Consider the following 24,102-nt stretch of genomic DNA (forward strand, 5'->3'; position numbering starts at 1 on the left):
GGTCCGCGCAGCGGACCATCGGCCAATCGATTCAGGACGGAACGACGATCGACGCCGCTGTACCATACTGATGACAACCAACTGCCAACCGATGACCGCCATGCACCGCCGCAAACTTCCGATCGGGATCCAGAACTTCCGCGAGATTCGCGAGGAGGACCATTACTATGTCGACAAAACCGGCTTTATCCGGCAACTGATCGACGAAGGAAAATACTATTTCCTCTCGCGTCCGCGCCGCTTCGGCAAATCGTTGTTGCTCGACACCCTCGGCGAACTCTTCGCCGGCAACGAGGCGCTGTTTCGCGGGTTGTCGATCCATCCGCAGTGGGATTGGAGCATCGCGTATCCGGTCATCCGGCTGAGTTTTGGCGGCGGGGTGCTGCATGATTCGGTCACCCTGGAGCGCAAGATCGGCGAACAACTGCGCATCAATCAGGCGGCGCTTGGCGTGACCTGCACCGAAACCGGCGCGTCCGGATATTTTGGCGAGCTGATCCGGCTCGCCCACGCCGCCACCGGCCAGCGGGTGGTGATCCTGATCGACGAATACGACAAACCGATCCTCGACAATCTCACCACGCCGAACATCGCCCGCGAGCTGCGCGACGGCCTGCGCAATCTCTATTCGGTCATCAAGGATCAAGACGCGCACATCCGCTTCGCCTTCATCACCGGCGTAAGCAAATTCAGCAAGGTCAGCATCTTTTCCGGGCTGAATAACCTCAACGACATCACCGTGGATGCCGACTATTCGGCGCTCTGCGGCTACACCCAGACCGATGTCGAAACCGTCTTCGCGCCCGAACTCGACGGACTGGACCGCGACGAGATCCGCCGCTGGTACAACGGCTATAACTGGCTCGGCACGGCGGTCTACAACCCCTTCGATCTGCTGCTGCTGTTTCGTAAACGTGAGTTCCAACCCTTCTGGTTCGAGACCGGTACCCCGACCTTTCTAGTCGATCTGCTCACCGAACGCGGCTGTTTCACGCCCGAACTGGCCGAACTCCACGCCTCCGAAGCCTTGCTCTCGACCTTCGACGTCGACCATCTGGCGACCGAGGCGCTGTTGTGGCAGACCGGCTATCTCACCTTCGCCGGTTCGCGGCGCATCGGCGCGCGGCGCGAATATCGCCTGGGCTATCCGAATCTGGAAGTCACCAGCGCGCTCAACGACGCCCTGCTCAAGGGGTTGATGGGCGATCCGTCGCAGGCCGAGCGCGCCGTGAGCCGGCTCTACGATGTGCTGATCAGCGGCGACTTCGCGGCCCTGCGCGCGCATCTGGAGAGCCTGTTCGCCGCCATTCCGCACCAGTGGCACGACGGTCACCCGATCGCCCGCTACGAAGGCTTCTACGCCAGCGTCTTCTACAGCCATCTGGCCGCACTGGGACTGGATCTGACGCCGGAAGACGCGAGCAACCGGGGGCGGGTGGATCTGACGCTCAAGTTCAATGCGCAAGTCTGGCTGTTCGAGTTCAAAGTGGTCGAACTGGCGCCCGAGGGACAGGCGTTGCAGCAGATCAAGGAGCGTGGCTATGCCGACAAACATCGCGCGCTGGGTCAGCCAATCCATCTGATCGGCATCGAATTCAGTCGCGAGCGGCGCACCCTCGTCGGGTTTGAGGTGGAGACGTTATGACCTTGCTGCCATGCGGGCGAGTGTAACGCGACTCAGACCGCCATCACCATTGCACCATAAGCCGCCAAGGTCGCATCGCGCGACAGCAGGTGCAGTGGTTGCGTACTCCAGCGCTTCACGTTCCGCCATCCCGGCGATCAGGCGCGGGCACCGGAGTCGCACCCGCCGCCATCCGCCCCCACGCCAAAAAACGCGCGCACATCCTCGATATGCCGCGTGCGCGCCATCGCCGGCAGACTGTCGAGAAAGGTATAGCCATAAGACCGCGACAGCAGACGCGGGTCGCAGACCACCAGCACACCGCGATCCTCGCTGCCGCGGATCAGACGCCCGGCGCCCTGCTTGAGCGCGATCACGGCCTGCGGTAACTGATAATCGCGGAAGGGATTGCCGCCGCGCTGACGCAGCGTGTCGATGCGCGCGGCCAGCACCGGATCGCCCGGCGAGGCGAACGGCAGACGGTCGATCAGCACGCAGGAGAGCGCCTCGCCGCGCACGTCGACGCCCTCCCAGAAACTGGAGGTGCCGAGCAGGACCGCGTTGCCGAGTTCGCGAAAGCGTTCCAGCAGTTCGGCGCGCGGTGCGCTGCCCTGGATCAGCAGCGGATAGTCGATCCGGCCCTCCAGCCCGGCGGCCAGTTCGCGCAGCGCGCGATGACTGGTGAAGAGCAGAAAGGCGCGGCCGCGACTGTAGCCGATGACCTCGCAAGCCAGTTCGAGCACCTGCCGGTTATAGTCGGGATCGGACGGCGGCGGCAGACCGCGCGGGACGAACCAGAGTGCTTGATTGGGGTAGTCGAAGGGGCTTTCCCAGCGTTCGGTCTGGGCTTTCTCGATGCCGAGCTGGCGGGCGAAATGCTCGAAGCCGTGGCCGACCGCAAGGGTGGCGGAAGTGAAGATCCAGGCGGTGCGCTCGTGGCCGATCTGCTCGCGAAAGACATCGGCGACCTCCAGCGGGGTCTGATGCAGCCGGAAACCGCGCCCCAGGGTCTCGAACCAGCGCACCGCGTCCTCGGGCTCGCTGGCCACGAGGGTGTGCAGACGCTCCCGCTGATCCGCGGCGCGCGCCAAGCAGGCGTCCAGCCCCTTGCCCCGGCCCGACATCGCCTTGAGCACCTCGGCCAATGAAGACAGGCGGCGTTCGAGCGTTTCCAGCGCCCGCTGAAAGCCCGGATCGCCGACGAATTCGCGCCAGGGACCGCGGCGATCCGCATCGCCCAACCCGAGCCGCGCATCCTGCACCGCGCGGCGTAGTTTACCGGCGCGTTCGGGGAGTTCTGGGACATCGCCCGCCTCGCGGCGCGCTTCAAGTTCGGTATCGCGCGCCAGGTCCAACAGTTGACGGCTACTGAGCGAAATACCGAAGAAGTTCGACGCGGTGTCGGGAAGCTGGTGCGCCTCGTCGATTACGAAGCAGTCGGCGCCCGGTAGAATCTCGCCGAACCCCTCGTCCTTGAGCGCCAGATCGGCGCACAGCAGATGATGATTGACGACCACTACATCGGCCGCCTGGGCCTCGCGGCGGGCGGCGACCAGATGGCAGCCCTGCCAGTCCGGGCAGTCCTGACCGAGACAGTTGTCGCTGGTCGAGGTGACCTCGGGCCAGATCGGGGCATCCTCGGGGAGCGGCAGCTCGGCGATGTCGCCGCGCCGGGTGGACGTGGACCAGTCGCGCACCTGCTGGAGATGGTGACGCAGTTCGGGCGAGAGGTGGCCGGGGTCATCCAGCAGCAGTTGGAGCCGATGACGGCAGAGATAATTGGCGCGGCCTTTCAGCAGCGCGCTCGACACCGGCAGACCGAGCGCCTTTCGGATCAATGGCAGATCGCGATGAAACAACTGGTCCTGAAGATTGCGCGTGCCGGTGGAGATCAGCACCTTGCGTCGGGACAGCAACGCCGGGGCCAGATACGCGAAGGTCTTGCCGGTGCCGGTGCCGGCCTCGCAGATCAGGACGCCGCCTGCGTCCATGATGGCGGCGATCCGCTCGGCCATCGCCTGCTGCTGCGCCCGGTAGCGGAAGCCGGGCACCCGTTCGGCGAGCACCCCGGCGGGGCCGAAAATCGGTGACAGATCAGACACGGGGCGCAAACATCGGGGGCCAAGCCGTCGCGGAGCCGCTCAATCCACGCCCGCGCGGCGGTCCGCCTCGGCGGCACCCGAGGTATCGCCGGCGCGGCGCTTGGATTCGGCGATGATGCGCCAGTTATCCTTCTTGACGACGGCGTTCGCGCCAGCCAGATCGTTGGAACGCGCCGCGAGATTCCCCGCCTGACCGCCCTGCCCCTGCTCCATGCGCACCCTCGCAAGACGATTCCAGAGATAGGCTTCGCGCGGGGCGATCCGCAGCGAGCGCTCCAGCGAGGCGGCGGCGCCGGCGTAGTCGCCGGACTGACGCTGCTGTTCCGCCTGACTGGCCAGTGCTTGCGCGGCCGGCGGCAGACTCGGCGCGGCGATGGGCGGAGCCGCAGGCGCGGGCGGAGCCGCAGGCGCGGGCGGAGCCGCCTTGACCGTCGGTTGCTCCGGCGCTGCTGGGGCGACTCTCGGCGGCGCGGGCTCAGCCTTCGCGACTGTCGGCGCGGGCGTCGGCCTGGGCGCGGGCGTGGCCTTCGCCACGGTCGGCGCGGGGGCTGGCGTCGCTGGCGGAGTCGGAATGGGTTTTCTGGGTGCGGACGGCGCGGCTTCGGGTGGTTTTGGCGCGGTTCGCGCAACCGATGGGGTCGCCGGTTTGGCTGGCGTGGCGGGTTTGACCGGTGCGGGCTTCGCGTCTGGCGTCGGCGTTGGCGTACCCTGGACCGTCCTGGGTGCGGCGGGCTTGACGGGCGCAGGTTCAGAGGCTGGCGGCGGCGGCGCCGGCTCGGGCTCGGGTGGCGCGCTGGGATCCCGATAGGCGTACAGCGTGGTTTTAGCTTTGGCCGGCGCGGCGGGTTTTGGTGTCGGTGCGGTCTTGCGGATGGTCTCGGGCGCGGGTGCGGCAACCGGTTCTTCTGCCGGCAAACGCGGCGCCACCTGAACCACCGGCGCGGGAGGTCCCTCGCGTGGTTCCATGGCGCAGGCGGTCAAGCCAACCACGGCCATCAGAATCGTCGGCAGTCTGGTCGATATGTCCATCATGGTTCTTGATCGCAAAGTGAATGTCATGTTGCCTTAAGGAAACTCCCGGCAAATAACATGCCGGACGGGGCATGCGCCCTGTCAGGACGTTTCAACCAAGTTCGCGGGAATGACGAATTCCCAATATTCAGAAAACGTTGCGACGGATCGCTCTTGCTTTCGTTGTCGTTCTTACTTTCGTTGTCGTTGTCGTTGTCGTTGTCGAATCGAATAACGACAACGACAACGATCATCGCGGATGCCCCGTTCCAAACCGCATCGTCTACCGCCCTGGACGCGGCTTAATTGTAAAAATCGCTCATGAACAGGTTTTCGCCGCCCGCCGGCTGCCGCGGTTTCGGTGTTGGCGTGGGGGGCGGCGACTCGCGCTCGGCGACCGGCTCCTCGATGGTTTGAGCGGCCGTCTTCGTGCCAGCGCCACCCGCCTGACCGGATCGCTTAGCGCCGGCGTTCCCGCCGCCGCCGCTGCCGCAGCGGGATGCACTGTCACCGATGTAGGGCACATTCGAGCGCCCGCAGGCATTCGCAATCACGACGCCATCGGGCGGAAACTCGGACAGCGGCTCATTGGGCAGCGCCAGCATGAAATCGCCCCACACCCGCAGCGCGCCGGTGCCGCCAGCGAGCCCCATGGGCTGGTAGTCGTCGCGGCCGACCCAGACCACGGCGACCTTGTCGCCCGAGAAGCCGGCGAACCAACTGTCGCGCATGTCGTCGGTGGTGCCGGTCTTGCCCGCCATGGTCATGCCTTCCGGCAATTTTTCCCCCAGCCAGCGGGCGGTCCCATGGGTCACCACCCGCTGCATGGCCCAGGTCGTGAGATAGGCGGCCTTGGGGTCGACGACCGCCTCGACGGCCAGTGGATAGCGGTTCAGCGGCCGCCCTTGGGCATCCACCACCTCGCGAATCGCCCGCAGCGGCGCGCGATAGCCGCTCGCCGCGATGGTTTGATACATCTGCGCCACTTCGAGCGGCGACATGGAGACCGATCCCAGCAGCAGCGAGGGCACGACCCGGATCTTGCGCTGGACTCCGAGCTGATAGAGCGTCTCGGCGACCTTTTTCACACCGACACTGAGCCCAAGATTCACCGTCGCCAGATTCAGCGAACGGGCCAGCGCGTCGGAGAGTTGTACCGAGCCATTGACCCGACGGTCGTAGTTTTTCGGCTCCCAGCGTTTGTTGCCGTCGGGCAGGCTGACCGGGGTATCCTGGATGCTGGTGGTCAAAGTGAAACGCTGAGGTTGCGACAAAGCGGTCAAATAGACCGCCGGCTTGACCAGCGAGCCGATCGAGCGGACGGTATCCAGCGCCCGATTGAAGCCCGCGTAGCCCGGCTTGCGGCCCCCGGCCACGGCCAGCACCTCGCCCTGATCCACCGAGGTCACCACCGCCGCGGTCTCCAGGGTTCCGGATTTCATGCCGCGGGATTTTTCCAGCGCGGCCAATTGGACGGGAAGCGAACGCTCGACCGTCGACTGCACCAGCGGATCCAGGGTCGTGAAGATATTCAAACCTTCCGAGCGCAGATCCTCGTCGCGATAATCGCGTTGCAGTTGGCGCCTGACCAGCGAGATGAAATCGGGATACTCGCCGACCGGACGCCCGCCGCCTTCCGCCAGCCCCAGGGGGGCCTGCTTGGCCTGCGCGGCGTCCTCAGCCACGATCACGCCATCGCGGACCATGAGATCCAGCACCAGATCGCGGCGCGTTTTGGCGGCTTGCGGATGACGTCGCGGATCCAGGCTGGAGGGCGCCTGAACCAGGCCGATCAGCAGCGCGGTTTCCGGGATCCCAATCTCGCTCAGCGATTTGTTGAAGAAAAAGGTACTCGCGAGCGCGAATCCGTGAATCGCGCGGCTGCCATCCTGACCGAGATAAATCTCGTTGGCGTAGGCTTCCAGGATTTCTTCCTTGCTGTAGCGACGCTCCAGCAGGAGCGCCATATAGGCTTCCTTGAGCTTGCGCTCGAAGGTGCGGTCGGCGTTCAGATAGAAGTTCTTGACCAACTGTTGGGTCAGGGTGCTGGCGCCCTCGACCACCGAACCGGCCTGCAGGTTGCTGTAGGCGGCGCGCAGGATGCCCTTGGGATCGACGCCGAAGTGACGATCGAAATTGCGATCTTCGACCGCCATCAGGGTCTTGACCAGAAGTGGGGGGAGATCCTTGCCGCGCACCAGCAAGCGATCCTCGTTATGCGTCGGATAAATGCTGGCGATCAGCATGGCATCGAGCCGGACCAGCGCCGGATCGGGGCCGCCAGCGGCATCCTTCAGGCCCGCGACCCGCTGGTCGGCAAGCTGGATATCGAGTTGTCGCCCCGGCTCCTGGCCATCCCAAAAGCGGAAAGGTCGGGTATGCACTCGAAAGTGCTCGCCCTCGCGACGATAGGTGCCCGGATTGGAAGGTTCGGCGGCCTGGCGATAATTGAGACGATCCAGTTCGGCCTGGAACTGTTCCGGATTCAGCGGGCGACCGGCATAGAGTTCGAGTGGGCGCGCGAAGACGCGCGCCGGCAGCGCCCAGCGCTGGCCCTCGAATTTACCCCGGACCACGCGGTCGAGGTGGACGCCATAGAGCAGACCGGCCACACCGATCCCCGCCGCGAGCAGGAACGTCCAGAACAACAGAACTCGGCCGAGACGAAAACGCTTGCGGGGAGATGGGCGCTTGCTCGCACGGGAAGCGGATTGACGACTTGCTGGGGCCACGGGTCAACACCATCCGCGCACGGGCGGGCGGCAGGGTTTGACAGGCGGCGAATGAGGGCTGGGATTTGAATACATCGGGAAGGTAGTCGGTCTTTTATCGGCGTTTCAGTTGCTTATCCTCCCATTTGCAGCCTTCCGATACAACCTTTCGCGGTGGCGGAATGGGATTGGGCCGATCATCCAAGCGATATGCCGCAGTGTTCCAGCACGCAGCCTGCTTAAACATCTTCGATAAATTCCAATGCGTTGCCGTCTGGATCGCGACAAAAAAGCGCGCGCCGTCCCGAGCGGCTCAGAGTGTAGGGAAGTCCCTCGGCATCGAGACGCGCGATCAGCTCGTTCAGCGACGACACCAACAGCGCCGCATGCCGATCGCGGCCGCCATGGGCGGGACGGCCATCGACCGGGTCCGGATTCGGCAGTTCCAACAGATGAATCTGTCGCGCCCCGACCCCGAGCCAGGCGCCTGGGAAGGGCAGCGCTGGCCGCTCCGGGAGAATCCTCAGACCCAGTACACCTTGATAGAAGCTTAGCGCTTTGGCGGTATCGGAAACAATCAGACTGACATGGTGGATGTCTCGCACGAGCGACATGAGGTTCTCCTTGGCATGGAGCCGGCTAGAGCCTTGCACTATACTGGCTTTTCACATTCGAGCGGCACCGCTAAACCATGCGGTGACGGCACAAGATAGGCCATGCACTTCAGATGAACCCGGACCTGGGACGCCTCCAACCCTACCCTTTCGAAAAGCTCGCCGCGCTCAAGCAGGGGCTCCAGCCACCCCGTGGGCAGGAGCCGATCGCCCTGCAGATTGGCGAGCCCAAGCACCCGACGCCATCCCTGATCACCGACGCACTGATCGCGCATCTCCACCAACTGTCCGTCTACCCGACGACCCGTGGAACGCCCGAACTACGCGAGGCGATTGCCCGCTGGCTGACCGCCCGCTTCCAGCTCACCGACGGCGACGCCAACCGCCTGGGCATCGACCCGGAGCGTCAGATCCTGCCGGTGAATGGTACCCGCGAGGCGCTGTTCGCCGTTGCCCAGGCGGTCGTCGACCGCTCCCTCGCGCCGCTGGTGCTGATGCCGAATCCCTTTTATCAGATCTACGAGGGCGCGGCACTGCTCGCCGGAGCGGAACCCCGTTATCTGGCCTGCCGGGCGGACCACGGCTTCGTTCCCGATTTCGACGCCGTGGACGAGGCGACCTGGCAGCGCTGTCATCTCCTCTATCTCTGCTCGCCGGGCAATCCCACCGGAGCCGTCTTCGACCAGTCCACCTTCGTCCGTCTGATCGAACTCGCACACCGCCATGATTTCGTTATTGCCTCGGACGAATGCTATTCCGAACTCTATCTGGACGAGAACGCCCCGCCGCTCGGGTTGCTCCAGGTCGCGGCGGCCATGGGCAACGCGAGCTTCAGCCGCTGTCTGGTCTTTCACAGCTTGTCCAAACGCTCCAACGCACCCGGACTGCGCTCGGGTTTCGTCGCGGGAGACGCGGAGCTGATCGAGCGCTTTTTCGCCTATCGGACCTATCACGGCTGCGCCATGTCGCTGCCCATCCAGAGCGCCAGCCGCGCCGCCTGGAGCGACGAGTCGCATGTGCGCGAAAATCGCCGGCTGTATCGCGACAAGTTCGCCGCGGTCATGGAGATTCTAGGTGACGTTCTGCCCATGGACCGACCCGCCGCCGGATTTTATCTGTGGCCGGCAACGCCGATCCCGGATACCGAATTCGCGCGCAGGCTCTATGCCGAGGAAAACCTCAGCGTGCTGCCGGGCCGCTTTCTGTCGCGCGAGGTCGCGGGCGAGAACCCCGGAGAGAATCGCGTCCGTCTGGCGCTGGTCCCGCCGCTGGACGAATGCGTGGACGCCGCGCGGCGGATCCGGCGCTGTGTCGAGCGAATCCAGCGCGAGCAAGGTGATTGAGTGAAATCTGAAACGAGCAGCCCGCTTCCCCTGACAACTGACAACTGACAACTGACAACTGACAACTTTTGACTTCCATGCAAATCCAGATACGTCAGTCCGACAACGCCGAGACGCCAGCCATTTGCGATCTGATCAAGGCCGCGTTTGGCGGCGAGCAGGGATCGGAGGTCGCTCAATTGACGCGCGATCTGCTGGCCGACCCGAGCGCGCAACCCCTCCTGTCGCTGGTTGCCACGGCCCAGCGAACGGAGATCGGCGATCCCCCGCTCGGGCATATCCTCTTTACCCACGCCAAGATCCACACCAGCAGCGCGCCATCCGACCCCATCCCGTCCGCCGCGATTCTGGCGCCGCTGGCCGTCCGCCCCGATGTCCAGTCCCAGGGGATCGGCGGTCGGCTGATCGCGAAAGGACTCGCGCGACTGACGACAGCGGGCGTGGATCTGGTGTTTGTCCTTGGTCACCCCGGCTACTATTCCAAGCACGGCTTTGTCCCGGCCGGAAACCTCGGGCTTGACGCCCCCTACCCCATTCCGCAGGAACACGCCGATGCCTGGATGGTCCAGGCGCTGCGGCCCGAACTCCTTGGGCGTGTGCAGGGGCAAGTGGCGTGTGCCGAGACGCTCGACGATCCCCGGCACTGGCGCGAATAAACCTTCACTCTCAACCGATACGGAAAAAACATGACCGATCAACAGACCATCATCGTCGAAGCCTTCGAGCGCCGCGCCGAGATCACCCCGCGCAACGTCGAGACCCATGTCCGCGACGCCGTGCAAGACGCCATCGAGCGGCTGGATCGGGGCGACATCCGCGTCGCCGAGAAACGCGACGGCGACTGGATGGTCAACGAATGGATCAAGAAGGCGGTACTGCTGTCGTTCCGCATCGAGGACAACTGGTTCATCAAGGGCGGCTTCACCAACTATTACGACAAGGTCGCCTCCAAGTACGCCGACACCAACTCGCGCGAGTTCCGCGAGTCCGGCGTGCGCGTGGTGCCGCCGGCGACCGCTCGCAAGGGTTCCTACATCGCGCCGGGCTGCGTGCTCATGCCCTCCTACGTGAACATCGGCGCCTATGTCGACTCCGGTACCATGGTCGACACCTGGGCCACGGTCGGTTCCTGCGCCCAGATCGGCAAGAATGTACATCTGTCCGGCGGCGTCGGCATCGGCGGCGTGCTGGAGCCGGTGCAAGCCGCGCCGACCATCATCGAGGACAACTGTTTCATCGGTGCCCGCTCCGAGGTTGTCGAAGGCGTCATCGTCGGCGAGGGTGCGGTGATTTCGATGGGGGTCTACATCGGTCAAAGCACCAAGATCTACAACCGCGAAACGGGCGAAATCCTCTACGGCCGAGTGCCGCCGGGCGCGGTCGTGGTCCCCGGCAATCTGCCGTCCAAGGATGGAACCTACAGCCTCTACTGCGCGGTCATCATCAAGCAGGTGGACGCGAAAACCCGGAGCAAGGTGGGCATCAATGAACTGTTACGGGACATCTGAAGGCCGGACGGCGAGCCTCGCGCCATGCTGACGCTGTACGGGATCCCGAACTGCGACACGGTCAAACAGGCGCGCCGCTGGCTCGACGGGCGGGGCATCGACCATGTCTTCCATGACTACAAAAAGCAGGGACTCGACGAAGTCCAACTGCGCGCCTGGGTGGCCGAACTCGGCTGGGGAACCCTGCTGAATCGTCGTGGCACGACCTGGCGCAAGCTGCCGGAAACCGTGCGCGACGGGATCGACGAGGAACGCGCGATCCAGGTCATGCTGGACGCCCCATCGATCATCCGCCGCCCGCTGCTCGACACCGGCACGACCCGCCATGTCGGTTTTTCCGAGCCCCAATATCAGGAGCTGTTCCGCTGATGTCGCCCACGCTCGCGCTGGCCCGCGATCTGATCGCGCGCCCTTCCGTCACGCCCGATGACCGGGGTTGTCAGGATCTGATGGCCGCGCGCCTGGACGCGCTCGGTTTTCGCATCGAGCCCATGCCCTTCGGCGAGGTCACCAACCTCTGGGCGCGGCGCGGCGACACCGGGCCGGTCTTCTGTTTTGCCGGGCATACCGATGTGGTGCCGACCGGCCCGCTCGACCGCTGGACCTCGGACCCTTTCGTTCCGACCATCCGTGACGGCCGGCTTTACGGTCGCGGAGCCGCCGACATGAAAGGCTCGCTGGCGGCCATGATCACGGCGGTGGAATCGTTCGTAGCCGATCATCCCGACCACACCGGCTCCATCGCCTTTCTGATCACGAGCGACGAGGAAGGCCCTTCGGTCAACGGCACCGTCAAGGTCGTGGAGCGACTCGAACAGCGCGGGGAAAAGATCGACTATGCGCTGGTGGGCGAGCCATCCAGCCGCGAGCGTCTGGGCGACACCATCAAGAACGGCCGACGCGGCAGCTTGAACGGTGTGCTCAAGGTGCATGGCAAACAGGGCCATGTCGCCTATCCGCAACTCGCCGTGAATCCCTTCCATGCCTGCGCCACGACGTTGGCCGCGCTCTGCGCAGAGATCTGGGATCAGGGCAACGATCACTTCCCGCCGACCAGTTTCCAGATCGCCAATCTGAACATGGGCACGGGCGCGGAGAATGTGATTCCGGGCCAGTTGGAGGCCCAATTCAACCTGCGTTTCTCGACCGAACTGACGCCCGAGATCATCCAGACGCGGGTTCGGCGGATTCTCGACGCTGGCGGTTTCGACTATGACCTGACCTGGCGCCTGTCGGGCAATCCCTTTCTGACCCCCGCCGGCGAGCTGGTGGCCGCCTCGCGCGCGGCCATCCGGACGGTCGCCGGGCTGGACACCCTGCTCTCGACCACCGGCGGCACCTCCGACGGACGTTTCATCGCGCCCACTGGCGCCCAGGTCGTGGAGTTGGGACCGCTCAACGCCACCATCCATCAGATCGACGAATGCGTTGGCGTGGAGGAACTCGACCAGCTCTCCGCCATCTATCGGTTGATCCTGGAGCGATTGCTGCCCGAGCAGTAGGCGGTTGGCAGTTGGCAGTTGGCAGTTGGCAGTTGGCAGTGATCAGCATGGCCTCTCGAAGATTTCCACGCCCAGAGCCTTTGCCCATCGAACGAAATGAACCCACAGGCGGATCACCCGCTGGGGAAGCGGTCCACCGCTCAGTACGCATTGAAAATCCCTGGTGTCTTGGCAAGAACTGCTTTTTCAGGATTACTGATCGGTGACAAGCTGATAACTGACAACTGACAACCGATCACTGTTCCTTTCACAGCCCGGTTTGCAAAACGCCGCCATTGCGACGGACTGCATGCAGCTCTTCCAAGGACAGCGGCTGACTGAACAGGTATCCCTGAAACGACGGACAGGCGTGCGCCTCCAGGAACCGCCGTTGCGCCTCGGTTTCCACGCCCACGGCGGTGACCTCGAATCCAAGCGCCTCGCCAAGCGCAATCACGCTTTTCGTAATGGCGGCCGCCTTTGGGTCGCTCAGCAGATACCGCACGAGGGACTGATCGAGCTTCAAGCGATCGAGCGGGAGGTTTTTCAGCGCGCCCAGCGACGCGCGTTCGCTGCCAAAACAATCCAGCGTCAACCGCACCCCCCGCGCTTTCAGGGCATCCATGCGAGCGACGGTTCCCTTAGGGTTCTGCAACAGCAGGCTTTCATTCAACTCCAGGTCGAGCAGGCCAGGATCGATGCCAGTGCGTTCCAGAACCGCCAGAATTCGCTCCACGAAATTGGCGTCGCGAAATTGCCGATCGCTGATATTGACCGCCAGCGTCAGTCGCGCCCAATCCGGGTGGCGCGACCATGCCTGCAGTTGCGCGCAGGCGGACTCCAGCACCCAGTCTCCCAACGCCAGGATCAAGCCGGACTCCTCGGCTAACGGAATGAATTCGCTTGGTATTAACATCCCGCGTTCGGGATGCATCCAGCGCAACAGTGCCTCGGCGCCGAAAAGACGACCGACGCGATCCATCCGCGGCTGAAAACGCAGGACGAATTCGCCATGAGCGATGCCGGCGCTGAGATCGTCCTTGAGCGCCCGGCGTGCATCGACCGACGCCTGCATGGACGGATCGAAAAAACAGACCCGATTGCGTCCGGATTGTTTGGCCCGGTACATGGCCAGATCGGCCCGGCTGAGCAGTTCGTCCACGCTCGCCAGGCGCCCCTGAAACAGGATGACGCCAATGCTGGGCGTACTCAGATGGCGGTGCTCGGCCAGTTGGTAAGGCTCGCCCAGCGCCGCCAGGATCTTGGCGCCAATCTCGGCGGCGACATTCCTGACATCGTCGGCGTCTTCGCCGAGATCCTCCAGCATGACCACGAACTCGTCGCCGCCCAACCGCGCCACGGTATCCACATCGCGCACGGACCCTTGCAGACGACGCGCGACGTCCTGCAACAGCAGATCGCCGGTGGCATGACCGTAGGTGTCGTTGAGTTCCTTGAAACGGTCCAGATCGAGAAAGAGCAGCGCGCCAACGTGTTGCGTACGCTCGCTCACGATCATGGCATGCTCCAGACGATCGAGGAGGAGTCGTCGATTGGGCAGCGCGGTCAGTGCATCGTAGAAAGCAAGGTGCTGGATGGCATCCTCGGCGGCTTTGCGCTCGGTGATATCGTGCAGCGTGGCCACATAATGAGTGACCTGGCCATCGTCGCCTTTCAAGGCGGTAATGCCGAGCCACTCCGGATAGACCTCGCCATTTTTGCGCCGGTTCCAGATTTCGCCTTTCCATGAGCCCGTCGCATCAATGCTCGACCACATGGTGGCGTAAAAGTCGCGACCATGGCGCCCGGACTTGAGCAGGCGCGGGGTCTGCCCGATCGCCTCCTCGCTCGCAAAACCGGTGGTCTTGATAAAGGCCTGATTGACCCGCAGGATCACCTGATTGGCATCGGTGATGAGGATGCCCTCCTGAGCATTGAAGACCGTGGCGGCAATCCGCAGTTCGATTTCGGCCTGCTTGCGCTCGGTGACATCGATATGCACGCCGATCATCCGCCGCGGCATTCCCTGAGACGTCTGTTCGATAACCTGCCCCCGATCCAGGATCCATTTATACCCGCCATTCTGACAGCGAACCCGATGTTCGGTCTCGTAGAATGGCGACTCGCCGTCGATATGGCGCTTCAGCGCCCCGCCCACTGTCGCTAAATCCTCCGGATGTACACGGCTTTTCCATTCCGCCAGCGTCGAACCGATCTGATCCTCGGCATATCCCAGCATCGATTTCCAGCGCGGCGAGTAGAAAACCCGGTCGGTGTCCCGATCCCAATCCTCAATCTCCCAATCCCACAGCCCTTGACCGCTTCCTTCCAAAGCAAAGCGCCAACGCAGTTCATTGGTCTGGATTTGACGTTTCTGCGACTCGGCCTGCAGACGCAGTCGCACGTTTTCCTCCAGATACGCCTCGATGCGGGCGGCGATCACGGCCAGAATCAGCAGGAACAACAGGACGATCAGGCCCATCGTCAAGGCGAGTTCCGCCGGATCCAGCAGAAACCGAACCGACAGCGGCGCAAGCAGGGGGATGACGAAGAACAGCGTGGCAAGCCGGTCGATGGCCAGCGCCGTAATCGCGGCCGCGCTGATCCCCGCCATGGCGAAGGCGACAAATGCCTCGTACACCGGATTCCCGGACTGACACAGAAGGACAGCGCCCACGCCCCAGGTCAGACCGCTCGCCAGGGTTCCAAGACGAAAACGCCACAGCCAATGGACGTCCAGCGCCCCATTCCGATCTGGCAGACGACGGAACAGGACGACCAGCCCGCCACGCCCGGCCAGCACCAGGATCATCGTCGCCAGCCATGCCAGAAGACCATCCCGTGGGACCAGATTCCAGTGCAGAACGACCATCATCGCGGCCGTCATGCCCCCCATGGCCAGCAGGAAAGGCGATCCGGCATAGAGAAACCGAATCTTCTCGGACTGAATATCGCGAGCATGCACGGTGCAGGACCCCTGCCACGAATCGTCCAACATCGATGCGCCGATTCTAGGCTTCGGTCGCCGGAAGGGAACGCGAAAATGCAGAGAATGCGAACAACGTCACATTTATTCGGACACGGTTCTGCTGACTGTAATCAACCGGACGGAGTGGCGACAAAATTTACTAAAGCCAGATTTTTAATCTTTCAGTGTATAAAAGGAGCGCACCGAAAAATGATCGATACCCCGCGCCCTCAACCAACGGCAACGCGAACTCGATCGTCAAAGCTCATGACGACCCGCATCGGGCAGGATGATGTTGAGTTCCAACACCTCATGCGACTCTTCCTGCTCATAGTTCACGGTGACGGCATCCATATCGACATCGACGTATTTTCGAATGACGGCCAGGATTTCCCGTTGCAGTTGAGGCAGATAGGAGGGACGACTGCGCGCGGCACGATCATGCGCCACCAGGATCTGCAGCCGCTCCTTGGCGACATTCGCGGAACCTTTCGATTGGGTGGAGCGGAAGTAGTCGAGCAAGCCCATGGGTTACCCTCTGAATAAGCGGCTCAGGAAGCCTTTCTTCTCCGTATGAAGGAACCGGTGCGGCACCTCCTCCCCCAGATAGCGCGCCACCATGTCGCCATAGGCCTGCCCGGCGTCGCTTTCGCGGTCCAGAATCACAGGGCTGCCGGAATTGGACGCGGTCAGCACCGCCTTGGATTCCGGAATGATACCGAGCAGATTCAAGGAGAGAATTTCCTGAACATCCTCGACACTCAGCATCTCGCCACTTTCGACCCGAGCGGGGTCGTAGCGGGTCAGGAGCAGGAATTCGCGGATGGGTTCGTCGTTGGTCTCGGCCCGGCGCGACTTGCTCGACAGGATACCCAGCATGCGATCGGAATCGCGCACCGAGGAGACCTCCGGGTTGGTCACCACCACGGCATCGTCGGCAAAATACATGGCCATGGTGGCGCCATGTTCGATGCCGGCCGGCGAGTCGCAGACGATGAAATCGTAAATCTGGGACAACTCCTCCAGGATCCGGCCCACCCCTTCCTTCGTTAGCGCGTCCTTATCCCGCGTCTGGGAGGCCGGTAGGACATAGAGATGATCGCAACGTTTGTCGCGGATCAATGCCTGGTTGAGATTGGCCTCCTGATTGATGACATTGACGAAGTCATAGACGACGCGCCGCTCGCACCCCATGATCAGATCCAGGTTGCGCAGGCCGACATCGAAGTCGATGACCACCGTTCGTTTGCCCCGTTGAGCCAGCCCCATCGCCAGGGCAGCGGCGGTGGTCGTCTTGCCGACCCCGCCCTTGCCCGAGGTGATCACGATAATTCTCGCCAAGGTCACACCCTCCTTAAAGGGATCTGTTCCGTTGCCCGGTTCTGAAGATGCCGACTGCACGTCGATGTTTGCCGCATTGCGCGCACCCTGCTTTGCGAAAATCCACGCGCGATGGGCATAGGATTAAAGTTTTTCGATACGCAGGATCTTCTGATCCAGAAAGATCTGGACCGGAAACCCGCGCATTTCCGCTGGAATATTCTCGCTGACCCGGTAATGACCGGCAATCGAAACCAACTCCGCTTGCAGATCCTGACAGAAAATGCGCGCATCGAGGTTGCCGTTCATGCCGGCAAGCGCACGGCCACGCAGCGGGCCGTAAACATGGATGTTGCCATCCGCCATCAGCTCGGCCCCCGAACTCACGGCCGCGATAATGGAAAGATCGCCACCCGAGGCATAGACCCGTTGCCCCGAACGGACCGGACGAGCCACGACCATGGAACCTGTACTCACCCTTCGCGTCGGCGGCGGTTCGCCCTTCGAGACACCCGAAGACCGTGGCTGCAGCTGCTCCGCCTCAAGCTCGGTTCCAGCATCGGATTCAAGCGAATTCGCATTGGCGGCGGATTTGCCGGCACGCACATAGGAGTCGCGCAGAATCGCAAGCTCCAGAGCCTCCGCGGCCGCATTCTGCTCCTGATTTCCGCCTCGCACACCGAACGGAATCATGCCATATCCGCGCAATAGCCCGACCAGCAGTGGCAGCCCTACCGGCCCGGCGCCAGACGGAAAATCGCTTAAATCGATCACGACTGGTGTGTTGCGAAAAAAATCCGGCGCCTTTTCGACCTTGGCGCCCAATCTGGCGGCCACCGCTTCGATATCGCTATCGAGCAGTCGAATGATGGGCAGCGTGAAACTTGCTGCCTTCAGCTCAAAGCCTTTTGAACCGTCAGCCACATTGTTCGGAAAATTTACTGCCATGGTATTGGACTCGGGCGTCTAACGCCCTGCTCTCCCGCTGTCTCGATATGATTGCCACCCATCCGATTCCTTCGCTCAAGCGAGCCTAGCGCTTCGCTGCTCAAATTCCGAGACCGAGGCATCCTCGTTGTCGTTGTCGTTGTCGTTGTCGTTGTCGTTGTCGTAATCGAATATTCGCCATTTCGAGACCGCGACAACGACATGAGACGGTCTTGGGACTTTCGCACAGTTGCACTAGCCTATGTCCCTCATGCTAACCGCTGTCCGCCTGGCATCCTAGTACCGTTGCGCCGAAGTCTCGCGAATGGGCGCGACTCATCCAGGCGGCCACTGCAACGGGCGCCCGCCCAGGACATGCAGATGCAGGTGAAACACGGTTTGACCCGCGCCTGCGTTGCAATTGACCACGGTTCGATAACCGCTCTCGGCGATCCCCTCCCGCGCCGCCAACTTGGCCGCAACGAGGAACAGCTTACCGATCAATGCCGCGTCCTCGGGCTGGACATCGTTCAACGTCGGGATCGGCTTGCGCGGAATCACGAGAAGATGCACGGGCGCTTGCGGGCTGATATCCCGAAAGGCGACCACCTCCTCGTCTTCATACAGAAGATCGGCGGGGATCTCGCCGGAAGCGATCCTGCCAAACAGCGTCTCGGACATAAGCCTTGCCCTCCTTCCCGTTGCACCGGTTTGATGCTGGCCAACATGGAAGTCATGAATGGATTGAAGGACCGCGCGCCACACAGACGGCTATCAAATCACTTCATCCTGCTTTTACGAGAATAAAAGCAGGATCTTAGAGATCACGGCGTCCGGCAAAGGCCAGCGCCAGCGTTCCCCCGTCGACATGCTCCAGTTCGCCGCCCAGCGGTACCCCATGGGCGATGCGGGTGATCTTCACCCCATGGCGGGCGGCGAAATCGGCAATGAACTGCGCCGTCGCGCTGCCCTCCACGGTCGGACTGATGGCCAGAATCACCTCGCCGATCGGTTCGTCGCGCAATCGCGTTTCCAGCAAATCGAGACCCAGTTCATCGGGGCCGATGCCATCGAGCGGCGAGAGCCGCCCCCCGAGCACGAAATAGAGACCGCGGAAATCGGTCGCCTGATCGATGGCGACGATCTCGGATGGCTGCTCGACCACGCAGAGCAGACCCGCATCGCGCTTCGGGTTGGCGCAGATCCCGCACAGTTCATGCTCGCTCAGCGTCCGGCAGCGCCGACAGCTCTGGACTCGGGCCATGGCGTCCGCCATGACGCGCGCCAGACGGGCGCCGCCCTCCCGATCACGCTCCAGCAGATGGAAGGCGATCCGCTGCGCCGATTTCGGCCCGACACCCGGCAGACAGCGCAGGGCCTCGATCAACTGATTCAGCAAGGACCGTTCGGCCATGGCGGGGATCGATCGCTCAGAAAGGGAGCTTCATGCCCGGCGGCAGCGGCATCCCGGCGGTCAGCTCAGCCATGTTTTCCTTCACCTTCTCGGTGATGCGCTGAGTGGCCGCGTTGACCGCCGCCGTGATCAGGTCTTCCAGCATCTCCTTGTCGTCGCCCATAAGCGAGGGATCGATCTCGACCCGCTTGACCTGATGCTGGCCGGTCATGGTGATCTTGACCATGCCGCCGCCGGCCTCGCCAATGACTTCTTCCTGCGCCAGTCGCACCTGTGCCTGTTGCATTTCTTCCTGCATCTTCTGCGCCTGCTTGAGCAAGCCACCGAGTCCAGCCTTCATAATGATCGACCTCATGGTGAAAAATTCGAGCACGCGTGCTCTTAGGTGATTTCCTGAAAACAATCGACCCGCGGAGAGGCGGTTAATGGAATCGCGTCAATCCGCTGGCGCGATACTCCCCGGCACCCACTCCGCATCGAGGCGCTCGCGCAACTGCTCGGCCACCGGATCCGACCGCATGCTGTCCGCCGCCGCGCGCTGGCGCGCGTCGGCCTCGCGCGCCCGACGCTGTGCCAGCGTCTCCTGGCGGGGATGCGCAACCTGGATATCGAGTTTGACCGCCGCGCCCAACGCCTGCTCCAGGGCCTCGCGCAGCCGCGCCTCGGCGCTTGCAACCCGTAGATTCTCGGCGGCCGGATCCAGTGTCAGCGCCAACCGCCCCTGCGTCCATTCCAGAAAACCGCAATGATGCGCGAGCTGGCTGGGAATCCCCTTGAGCGGGAGTCGCGCCACCAACTGCTGCCAGTCGGCCACGGATTCGAGCCTCGTCGTCTCCATCCGAGGCGCGGCATGCACAGCCGCCGGACCGCCCGGCAAGGCGCTCGGCGATGGATTCGGGACCGACGACACCGGGACCGAGGTCGCCACCTGCGTTCTGACGGGCGGCAACGCTGGCTCGACAGGCTGGCGCTCCTTGCCCGGAGCGGCACGCTCTCCCACCACCGATCGCGGCGACCACGCGGATTCGCCCAACCCCGCCGCCGGACGAAAGGCCAGCGCACGCAACAAGACCATCTCGAACCCTGCGCGCGGATCCGGAGCCAGCGGCAAATCCCGCTGTCCGGTCAGCGCCACCTGATAGTAGAGCTGAACATCCTCGGCAGAAAGCGCGGCGGCCAGCGCCACCAATCGCGCCTGATCCGGATCGTCTGCCGCCAGGATTCCCGGCACCTGTTGAATCAGCGCGATCCGATGCAGCAGGACGATCGTTTCGCGCAACAACTCACTGAAGTCCGGCGTCAGCGCGGCGGCCCGTTCGATGTCGGCGAGCAGACGCGCACCGTCGGCCACGGCCAGCGCATCCAGCAGATCGAGCACCAGGTCGCCGCTGACGGTCCCGAGCATGGCCCGCACCTCATCCTCGACGACCCGACCGCCGCCGAACGCGATCGCCTGATCGAGCAGGCTCAAACCGTCGCGCATACTGCCATCGGCGGCACGGGCAAGCAATGGCAGCGCCGCCGACTCGAATTCGAGACCCTCAGTGCTCAAAACATGGCGCAGACGCTCCGCGATCTCGCCCGGCAGAAGACGACGCAGATTGAATTGCAGACAGCGCGAGAGCACCGTGACCGGCACCTTTTGCGGGTCCGTGGTGGCGAGCAGAAACTTGACATGCGGCGGCGGCTCCTCCAGCGTTTTCAACAGCGCGTTAAAACTGTGGGAGGAAAACATGTGCACCTCGTCGATGAGATACACCTTGAAACGCGCCCGCGCCGGGGCATAGGGAACGTTATCGAGCAACTCGCGGGTCTGATCGACTTTGGTGCGGGAGGCCGCGTCCACTTCCAACAGATCGACGAATCGCCCGCTATCGATCTCCCGGCAGGCCGAACACACACCGCAGGGCCGGGAACTGATGCCTTCCTCGCAATTCAGCGCCTTGGACAGGATCCGCGCCAGCGTGGTCTTGCCGACACCCCGCGTCCCGGTGAACAGATAGGCGTGATGGAGTTGGTCGCGGTCGAGCGCATTGGAGAGCGCGCGCACGACATGCTGCTGTCCGACCATATCGTCGAACGATTTGGGGCGCCATTTGCGGGCGAGCACCTGGTAGGACATGCGCGACTTGAATCGGCCGGATGGTTGATAAGCGGACGCCTGGGATGCACGCCAGTGTAACAGATGACTCTCTGTCTAAACCGCGTCGGTCATGGCATGCGCCATTTGCGCGCTGGCCCGATCTCGCGGAAAGCCCGTGAAAGAGATCCGCCAGGATTCACGGTAATGGCGGCGGCCGACGCCAGCCACACCCCGGCACACGCTTCAACCGCTGCGGCTGCTCCCTTCCGGGCCTGACCGGGTTCACGGTTTCGCGTTGCGAGGGGACCGACGACGGCCACCATAACGCAATGTCTCGGGCGTACCCGAACGCAAGCAGCGCAGACTAACAAAGAGCCGACGAGAAAACAAACTACCGATGCCTTCCAACAGGGCGAGCGCGTATAAATATTCAGCCGAACACCACCTTAGCGCGGTAGTCGTCGTTCCACGCGGCCTTGCGGCGTTTCTTGGCCAAGCTGATCGCCGACCCCTCCTGATCGAACCTGCCTATCATGCCTGTGTAGAGAAGCAGTGCGAGAAGGCATCGTCCAAGTCGAAAGATGATCAAGGAGAAAACGCTGTCAAGAGCGTTAGGGAACCAGGAAGGTAGCCAGCAAGAGTGTTATTTGCAGTGAATCTGGGCTGAAAATCGCGATGTTTGTGGGTCGGGGCTCGGATGTTTGTGGGCCACTACAAATAGTGGGACAAATTGACGGTCTAGGTTTAAATTTAATCAACGATTTCGTCGCTATGTTCGTCAAATTCAAGGTTCTGACTGCCCTCCGCCTCCATCCCCAAATTCAGGGGGGCGATTCTGTGGATAACCTCCTTCCCCGTTTTTCGATCAGCCGCTTAGGGCACTGACCAAGGATTCGCCACTGATGACTTTCGGAGAATGCCTCGCCGCCGGTCGATTGAGCGATCAGGGACACGCGGATCAAAGCGACGTGAACAGCGTTAATTTCCCCCCGATTCAGCCTCGACGCGCCTGTGGGCGGCATCGACATGACCGGTGAGGCGTCACTCACAACAGTGATGGATGGGCCGATCGAATCCGCTCCCCCTGCAGGTGTCGGTCTCCATCCCGCCCCCGTCGCTCCGGCGGGCTGGCGGGTGTTTGCGCTCCGGTTCTGGCGAGGGTTGCTCTGGTCTCTGGCGGCGCTGGTCAGCCTGGCCATGGTGGTGAGCAGCGCCTCTGTCACGCAGGCCACTTTGCGCACGGAGACGGCGGCGGCGCACCGCGAGGCACGCCTCGCGACGGACGCCTTGGCCAAGCACACCAGTCAGTTGATCAACGACGCCGATGCCCTGCTTCACGGGATGCGCTGGGTCTATCAGCGGACCGGCTCGCTCGAGGAAACCGAGCGTTATGTGGATGGGCTAGGATTTGATCGGTTCGCCATTGGCAACCTCTACTTCATCGGCCCGCAGGCGACCATCCTGATTGCCCATGCGGCGCCAGCGCTGAACCGCGATGTCTCTGACCGGGAGTATGTCCGTTTCCATCAGACCAATCCCGCCGATGTGCCGTTCATCTCGGTGGTCGAGACGGGGCGGGTGACGGGGGATTACTACTTCCGTATCAGTCGTCGCGTCGACCAGCCGGACGGCTCGTTCGGCGGCGTGGTGTTGGCGTCCCTCAGCCCGCGCGCCTTTGCGTTCTATTTCCGCGAGCTGCAACTCGGCACCCAGAGCGCGACCGCACTGCTCGGCACCCACGACCATAAGCTGCGGGCACGCCTCCCGGAGCCCAGCCCCGAGCAGTGGGGAGCGCCTATCGAATCCCCCCTGTGGGCCGCCTTGGCGCAGTCGCCAGCCGGAACCTACGAGACGGCGAGTGGCGTGGATGGCGTGCGGCGTCTCTACACCTATCGCCAAGTCGAAAACCTGCCGCTGGTCTTGGTCGTGGGCTTTTCCGCCGCGGATGTGGACCACCGGGTCGCCGCGCGGATCGGCTGGCTGTGGCCGGTCGCCACCGTTGTCATCCTGCTGTTCCTGGGCCTGATCGCCCTGGCCGACGCGCTCATGCGCGCCCGCGAGAGGCTCACGACCGCCCACCGCGAACTGCATGACCTGTACGTGCAGATGCGTGACCTCGCCTTGTTCGATCCGCTCACGGGCCTGCCGACCCGCACCCACTTCATGACGCAGCTCACGAGTTGCCTTGCGAACGCCACGCGCAACGGGCTGTCCTGCGCCTTGCTCTATCTGGATCTCGACGACTTCAAGCCGATCAACGACCGCGCCGGGCACGAGGTCGGCGACGCGGTGCTCAAGGTGGTGGGCCAGCGCCTGGGTGGCGCCTTACGCGCGTCCGACGCGATCTGCCGGTGGGGTGGCGACGAATTCCTGATCTTACTGCCACAGCCTGGCACCGCGTCCGAGCTGCTGGAACTCGTCGAGCGTCTCCTCGAACAGCTCGCCGAGCCCATCCTGGTCCGAGGCGATGGCTACCGGATCTCGGCGAGCGTGGGGATCGCGCGGTTTCCGGACGATGGCCGGACCGCAGCGCACCTGCAAGCAGCGGCGGACACGGCTATGTACGCCGCCAAGCGCCAAGGGAAGGGGCGCATCGTGCTGGCCGCCGACCTGGCTTCCGCACGTGAGAACGGGGACGCATCGGGTATCTTCGTCCTCAGCTGACCGGCTCGCCGCTCAGATAAACCCGCGCCGCGCGTATTCCGCCTCGTGCGTCGTCACGTCCGAGGAGCGTTCTATCTCGTCGCGATCCAGCGTGGCGGCAAATTTCCGCAGGCAAGCGACGCGTTGCCGCCTCCGAGGCGGCGTAGCCTGTTTGCCAACGTCTTTGGCACCCGCACCGTGAGTTGTACCAGATCCGTTAATGAAGCAGGGCGAGCGCGCTTAAATCCTCAGCCGAACACCACCTTGGCGCGATAGTCATCGTTCCACGCGGCCTTGCGGCGCTTCTTGGCCAAGCTGATCGCCGACCCCTCCTGTTCGAACAGGTTCATGCT

The 24,102-nt window shown here is 63.3% G+C and carries 19 protein-coding genes and 1 other RNA gene; 7 read left to right on the top strand and 13 right to left on the bottom strand.

Annotated features, from left to right (window positions below; genetic code table 11):
* Positions 1 to 100: 100 nt before the first annotated feature.
* Entirely contained in the window at positions 101 to 1,645 is a 1,545-nt protein-coding gene (locus CCR95_RS15245) for an ATP-binding protein (RefSeq protein WP_201095985.1), read from the top strand.
* 137 nt (positions 1,646 to 1,782) lie between these two features.
* On the opposite strand, the gene CCR95_RS15250 is transcribed toward CCR95_RS15245, so the two are convergent.
* The 4 genes from CCR95_RS15250 to CCR95_RS15265 all read right to left on the bottom strand — a co-directional run bounded on the left by CCR95_RS15250 (position 1,783) and on the right by CCR95_RS15265 (position 8,062).
* Complete coding sequence (locus tag CCR95_RS15250; protein WP_201095986.1) at positions 1,783 to 3,726, bottom strand: DNA repair helicase YoaA; 1,944 nt, start codon at positions 3,724 to 3,726, stop codon at positions 1,783 to 1,785.
* A gap of 39 nt (positions 3,727 to 3,765) precedes the next feature.
* Positions 3,766 to 4,758, bottom strand: coding sequence for a hypothetical protein (locus tag CCR95_RS15255; protein WP_201095987.1), 993 nt, complete (start codon positions 4,756 to 4,758; stop codon positions 3,766 to 3,768).
* A gap of 281 nt (positions 4,759 to 5,039) precedes the next feature.
* Positions 5,040 to 7,385: a penicillin-binding protein 1B gene (gene mrcB / locus CCR95_RS15260; protein WP_420825662.1), complete on the bottom strand. Its 2,346-nt coding sequence runs from the start codon at positions 7,383 to 7,385 to the stop codon at positions 5,040 to 5,042.
* A 302-nt stretch (positions 7,386 to 7,687) separates the two neighbouring features.
* A complete protein-coding gene (locus tag CCR95_RS15265; protein WP_201095989.1) occupies positions 7,688 to 8,062 on the bottom strand; it encodes a VOC family protein in 375 nt (124 codons plus the stop codon).
* Between the two features lie 113 nt (positions 8,063 to 8,175).
* On the opposite strand from CCR95_RS15265, the gene dapC reads away from it, so the two are divergent.
* The 5 genes from dapC to dapE all read left to right on the top strand — a co-directional run bounded on the left by dapC (position 8,176) and on the right by dapE (position 12,415).
* The gene (gene dapC, locus CCR95_RS15270) at positions 8,176 to 9,405 is read left to right on the top strand and encodes a succinyldiaminopimelate transaminase (RefSeq protein WP_201095990.1); all 1,230 of its coding nucleotides are present in this window, start codon (positions 8,176 to 8,178) and stop codon (positions 9,403 to 9,405) included.
* Between the two features lie 77 nt (positions 9,406 to 9,482).
* Entirely contained in the window at positions 9,483 to 10,061 is a 579-nt protein-coding gene (locus CCR95_RS15275) for a GNAT family N-acetyltransferase (protein ID WP_201095991.1), read from the top strand.
* A 30-nt stretch (positions 10,062 to 10,091) separates the two neighbouring features.
* On the top strand, positions 10,092 to 10,913 hold the full coding sequence (gene dapD, locus CCR95_RS15280; RefSeq protein WP_201095992.1) for a 2,3,4,5-tetrahydropyridine-2,6-dicarboxylate N-succinyltransferase: 822 nt from the start codon (positions 10,092 to 10,094) through the stop codon (positions 10,911 to 10,913).
* Between the two features lie 24 nt (positions 10,914 to 10,937).
* Positions 10,938 to 11,282 carry an ArsC family reductase gene (locus CCR95_RS15285; protein WP_201095993.1) on the top strand — a complete coding sequence of 115 codons (345 nt, stop codon included), beginning with the start codon at positions 10,938 to 10,940 and terminating at the stop codon, positions 11,280 to 11,282.
* Positions 11,282 to 12,415: a succinyl-diaminopimelate desuccinylase gene (gene dapE / locus CCR95_RS15290; protein WP_201095994.1), complete on the top strand. Its 1,134-nt coding sequence runs from the start codon at positions 11,282 to 11,284 to the stop codon at positions 12,413 to 12,415. Before CCR95_RS15285 ends, dapE begins: the two co-directional genes overlap by 1 nt.
* Positions 12,416 to 12,662: 247 nt before the next feature.
* Here dapE and CCR95_RS15295 read toward each other — a convergent pair whose 3' ends face one another.
* The 9 genes from CCR95_RS15295 to ffs form a co-directional block, all read right to left on the bottom strand.
* Positions 12,663 to 15,392 carry a bifunctional diguanylate cyclase/phosphodiesterase gene (locus tag CCR95_RS15295; RefSeq protein ID WP_201095995.1) on the bottom strand — a complete coding sequence of 910 codons (2,730 nt, stop codon included), beginning with the start codon at positions 15,390 to 15,392 and terminating at the stop codon, positions 12,663 to 12,665.
* Positions 15,393 to 15,620: 228 nt separating this feature from the next.
* On the bottom strand, positions 15,621 to 15,890 hold the full coding sequence (gene minE, locus CCR95_RS15300) for a cell division topological specificity factor MinE (protein WP_201095996.1): 270 nt from the start codon (positions 15,888 to 15,890) through the stop codon (positions 15,621 to 15,623).
* 3 nt (positions 15,891 to 15,893) lie between these two features.
* Positions 15,894 to 16,703 (bottom strand): septum site-determining protein MinD, encoded by an 810-nt coding sequence (gene minD / locus CCR95_RS15305; RefSeq protein ID WP_201095997.1) that lies wholly within the window; start codon positions 16,701 to 16,703, stop codon positions 15,894 to 15,896.
* Positions 16,704 to 16,826: 123 nt separating this feature from the next.
* On the bottom strand, positions 16,827 to 17,630 hold the full coding sequence (gene minC, locus CCR95_RS15310; RefSeq protein ID WP_201095998.1) for a septum site-determining protein MinC: 804 nt from the start codon (positions 17,628 to 17,630) through the stop codon (positions 16,827 to 16,829).
* Between the two features lie 315 nt (positions 17,631 to 17,945).
* Positions 17,946 to 18,290 (bottom strand): histidine triad nucleotide-binding protein, encoded by a 345-nt coding sequence (locus CCR95_RS15315; RefSeq protein WP_201095999.1) that lies wholly within the window; start codon positions 18,288 to 18,290, stop codon positions 17,946 to 17,948.
* A 136-nt stretch (positions 18,291 to 18,426) separates the two neighbouring features.
* Positions 18,427 to 19,023: a recombination mediator RecR gene (recR, locus tag CCR95_RS15320; protein WP_201096000.1), complete on the bottom strand. Its 597-nt coding sequence runs from the start codon at positions 19,021 to 19,023 to the stop codon at positions 18,427 to 18,429.
* Positions 19,024 to 19,039: 16 nt separating this feature from the next.
* Complete coding sequence (locus CCR95_RS15325; protein WP_201096004.1) at positions 19,040 to 19,363, bottom strand: YbaB/EbfC family nucleoid-associated protein; 324 nt, start codon at positions 19,361 to 19,363, stop codon at positions 19,040 to 19,042.
* A 96-nt stretch (positions 19,364 to 19,459) separates the two neighbouring features.
* A complete protein-coding gene (gene dnaX / locus CCR95_RS15330; RefSeq protein ID WP_201096001.1) occupies positions 19,460 to 21,145 on the bottom strand; it encodes a DNA polymerase III subunit gamma/tau in 1,686 nt (561 codons plus the stop codon).
* 176 nt (positions 21,146 to 21,321) lie between these two features.
* An RNA gene (gene ffs, locus CCR95_RS15335) (signal recognition particle sRNA small type) lies at positions 21,322 to 21,418 on the bottom strand.
* 699 nt (positions 21,419 to 22,117) lie between these two features.
* On the opposite strand from ffs, the gene CCR95_RS26120 reads away from it, so the two are divergent.
* Entirely contained in the window at positions 22,118 to 23,770 is a 1,653-nt protein-coding gene (locus CCR95_RS26120) for a diguanylate cyclase domain-containing protein (protein WP_207188646.1), read from the top strand.
* Positions 23,771 to 24,102: the final 332 nt, after the last annotated feature.

Source organism: Thiocystis minor, assembly GCF_016653465.1.
GTDB classification, from domain to species: Bacteria; Pseudomonadota; Gammaproteobacteria; order Chromatiales; family Chromatiaceae; genus Chromatium; species Chromatium minus.

What these genes read in the sequence shown, in the direction of transcription:
- dnaX (WP_201096001.1), bottom strand. Translation starts at nt 21,145, where the DNA reads ATGTCCTACCAGGTGCTCGCCCGCAAATGGCGCCCCAAATCGTTCGAC.
- recR (WP_201096000.1), bottom strand. Translation starts at nt 19,023, where the DNA reads ATGGCCGAACGGTCCTTGCTGAATCAGTTGATCGAGGCCCTGCGCTGT.
- minE (WP_201095996.1), bottom strand. Translation starts at nt 15,890, where the DNA reads ATGGGCTTGCTCGACTACTTCCGCTCCACCCAATCGAAAGGTTCCGCG.
- CCR95_RS15255 (WP_201095987.1), bottom strand. Translation starts at nt 4,758, where the DNA reads ATGATGGACATATCGACCAGACTGCCGACGATTCTGATGGCCGTGGTT.
- dapE (WP_201095994.1), top strand. Translation starts at nt 11,282, where the DNA reads ATGTCGCCCACGCTCGCGCTGGCCCGCGATCTGATCGCGCGCCCTTCC.
- dapC (WP_201095990.1), top strand. Translation starts at nt 8,176, where the DNA reads ATGAACCCGGACCTGGGACGCCTCCAACCCTACCCTTTCGAAAAGCTC.
- CCR95_RS15245 (WP_201095985.1), top strand. Translation starts at nt 101, where the DNA reads ATGCACCGCCGCAAACTTCCGATCGGGATCCAGAACTTCCGCGAGATT.
- CCR95_RS15265 (WP_201095989.1), bottom strand. Translation starts at nt 8,062, where the DNA reads ATGTCGCTCGTGCGAGACATCCACCATGTCAGTCTGATTGTTTCCGAT.
- dapD (WP_201095992.1), top strand. Translation starts at nt 10,092, where the DNA reads ATGACCGATCAACAGACCATCATCGTCGAAGCCTTCGAGCGCCGCGCC.
- minC (WP_201095998.1), bottom strand. Translation starts at nt 17,630, where the DNA reads ATGGCAGTAAATTTTCCGAACAATGTGGCTGACGGTTCAAAAGGCTTT.
- CCR95_RS15315 (WP_201095999.1), bottom strand. Translation starts at nt 18,290, where the DNA reads ATGTCCGAGACGCTGTTTGGCAGGATCGCTTCCGGCGAGATCCCCGCC.
- CCR95_RS15275 (WP_201095991.1), top strand. Translation starts at nt 9,483, where the DNA reads ATGCAAATCCAGATACGTCAGTCCGACAACGCCGAGACGCCAGCCATT.
- CCR95_RS15325 (WP_201096004.1), bottom strand. Translation starts at nt 19,363, where the DNA reads ATGAAGGCTGGACTCGGTGGCTTGCTCAAGCAGGCGCAGAAGATGCAG.
- CCR95_RS15285 (WP_201095993.1), top strand. Translation starts at nt 10,938, where the DNA reads ATGCTGACGCTGTACGGGATCCCGAACTGCGACACGGTCAAACAGGCG.
- CCR95_RS15295 (WP_201095995.1), bottom strand. Translation starts at nt 15,392, where the DNA reads ATGTTGGACGATTCGTGGCAGGGGTCCTGCACCGTGCATGCTCGCGAT.